The sequence below is a fragment of the Thermodesulfitimonas sp. genome (assembly GCF_052743955.1).
This window is the reverse complement of the sequence record NZ_JBRAIN010000165.1, coordinates 1-1796: the sequence shown is the minus strand read 5'-3', so window position 1 is coordinate 1796 and position 1796 is coordinate 1. Positions and strand designations below refer to the sequence as shown.

Here is a 1796-nt window from a genome sequence, read left to right as displayed (position 1 = left end):
GCGCCGCTCTCTGGAACGCCGCTAACTTCCGTTGCCGCCGGGCGTTCCTGAAGGGGGAAGCGGTGCTCAACGTATTGCTTTTGGGCTCCTCGAAGGGGCACGGGGCGGAGGCCACGCCCCAGAAGCCGCTCGCCCTAAGGTGGAACCGCCACCGCTGGGTGAGCCGCTTCGAATCTGCCGCCGGTACGCTACATGCGACGAGCGGCAGCCGGATGGCGGCACGAACCGCCTGAAGGAATCCCCGGGCCAAAGCCCGGGGAGGAAGTCAAGATTCGGGCACTGGAAGCACCGCCAGCTCCTTCAATACCTAATCGCAAGAAGCTTACAGCCGCGCAATTTTCGTTTTCCTGGCGGGGGAGGCAGGACTCGAACCCACAATCTTCGGTTTTGGAGACCGCTGCTCTACCAATTGAGCTACTCCCCCGCGCCGCTTAAATACATTATAATGCGCACCCTTCTCGAAGTCAACGCCTCGAAGCGCCGCCGCACACCCTCTGCAGATTATCGCTCACCACAACCAAAAAGTTACTCTGTACGCTTTTTAAATGCTAATTTGACTTTAATTTCGCCAGCGTCTCCCGCACCGCCGCAACTGAAGCCTTAAAAGCCGCTAACTCCGCCGCATCAAGGTCGATCTCCAAGACCTTTTCAACCCCGTTGCTCCCGATGATTGCTGGAACACCGGCATAAACGTCGCTTTCGCCGTACTCCCCGTTTAGGTAAGCCGCAACCGGAAGGATGCGCCGCTTATCCCGGAGAATCGCTTCGACCATTACCGCCACCGAAGCTCCCGGGGCATAATAAGCACTACCCGTCTTCAGAAGCTCAACGATCTCGCCGCCACCGTAGCGGGTCCGGTGCGCAATCGCCTCCAGGCGCTCCGGGGAGATAAGCTGGCTCACCGGTATGCCACCAGCGTAGGTATAACGCAGAAGCGGCACCATCTGGTCACCATGTCCTCCGAGGACCAGAGCAGTTACGTCTTCGAAGGAAATGCCGAGTTCCAGCGCAATAAAGGTCCGCAGGCGCGTGGCGTCGAGCACGCCGGACATCCCCATCACCCGGTGCGGCGCAAAACCGGTCGCCTGGTAAGCCAAGTAGGTCATCACGTCAAGCGGGTTGGTCACCACAATAACCATGGCCGCTGGCGCAAAGCAGGCAACCTGTTTTGCCACCTCGCTAACAATACGCGCGTTTATCTGCACCAGGTCCTCCCGGCTCATCCCGGGCCGCCGCGCGATACCGGCGGTAACCACCACCACATCCGAATCTGCCGCCTCTTCCCAGTTATTGGTGCCCGTGATGCGGCAATCAAAGCCGGCAACCGGCGCCGCCTCCATCAAATCGAGAGCCTTACCCTGAGGCATCCCCTCCATCACGTCCAGCAGCACCACGTCGCCGAGTTCTTTCACCGCCATCCAGTGGGCTGTTGTAGCGCCAACGTTGCCGCTGCCTACAACCGTAATCTTGCTCCGGCGCATCCTGTTCCTCCTTGCCTCATTAGGTATTGGAAACAGGTAGCACACCCTGGTCTCTCTCCTCCTCGCGCGCCCGCCGGCGCGCTGCTGCGCGCTCCGTCAACCATACAATAATCAAACTTATTTCGTAAAGCGCATAAAGCGGACCCGTCATCATTAGGCACGTGATCATATCGGGCGTTGGCGTAATCGCCGCAGCGATGACCACAGTGATAAGCAGTGCGTACCTTCGCTTGCGAGCCAAAAAGTTACTCGAGATAAGGCGACCGAGTCAAGCCATAGTAGGCGGTTTTTTCTACCAGGTCCTGTCCCGAAGGC

At 59.0% G+C, this 1796-nt stretch carries 2 protein-coding genes, 1 tRNA gene and 1 pseudogene; 1 reads left to right on the top strand and 3 read right to left on the bottom strand.

Going from position 1 to position 1796, the window contains the following annotated elements:
• Nucleotides 1-233 (top strand): annotated as a pseudogene (locus ACUVTA_RS09610) (hypothetical protein); the annotation flags it as partial.
• Nucleotides 234-348: 115 nt separating this feature from the next.
• Here the strand turns inward: ACUVTA_RS09610 and ACUVTA_RS09605 are convergent.
• From ACUVTA_RS09605 to ACUVTA_RS09595, 3 genes are all read right to left on the bottom strand, one after another.
• Nucleotides 349-424 (bottom strand) — tRNA-Trp (locus tag ACUVTA_RS09605).
• A 124-nt stretch (nt 425-548) separates the two neighbouring features.
• The gene (gene mdh / locus ACUVTA_RS09600; RefSeq protein ID WP_445952714.1) at nt 549-1481 is read right to left on the bottom strand and encodes a malate dehydrogenase; all 933 of its coding nucleotides are present in this window, start codon (nt 1479-1481) and stop codon (nt 549-551) included.
• A gap of 19 nt (nt 1482-1500) precedes the next feature.
• On the bottom strand, nt 1501-1737 hold the full coding sequence (locus ACUVTA_RS09595; RefSeq protein ID WP_445952715.1) for a twin-arginine translocase subunit TatC: 237 nt from the start codon (nt 1735-1737) through the stop codon (nt 1501-1503).
• Nucleotides 1738-1796: the final 59 nt, after the last annotated feature.